The sequence below is a fragment of the Staphylococcus pasteuri genome, from assembly GCF_030547725.1.
Lineage (GTDB): Bacteria > Bacillota > Bacilli > Staphylococcales > Staphylococcaceae > Staphylococcus > Staphylococcus pasteuri.
In genome coordinates, this window is record NZ_JAUOQO010000976.1 from 1 (window position 1) to 236 (window position 236).

1 protein-coding gene is annotated in these 236 nt (G+C 57.2%); it reads left to right on the forward strand.

Features of this window, described 5'->3' with window-relative positions; translation table 11 throughout:
- On the forward strand, positions 1-201 hold a 201-nt coding region (locus Q4528_RS16090; protein WP_303522770.1), incomplete at its 5' end, for an ArsC/Spx/MgsR family protein.
- Between the last annotated feature and the right edge of the window lie 35 nt (positions 202-236).

Genomic DNA, 236 nt, shown 5'->3' on the forward strand with positions numbered 1-236 from the left:
GTGTCAGATGATGCGCTTTTGGATGCCATGGTCGAACATCCGATTCTGGTGAACCGCCCGATTGTCTGCACGCCGTTGGGTGTGAAGCTTTGTCGCCCGTCCGAAGCGGTGTTGGATCTGATCGCGGATTGGCCTGCCGGGCCGCTGTTCAAGGAAGACGGTGACATGATTTTGAATGAAGCAGGAGAGCGCGTTGTCTGACGATCCCACCACCCCGAATCTGGATGACACCCAGG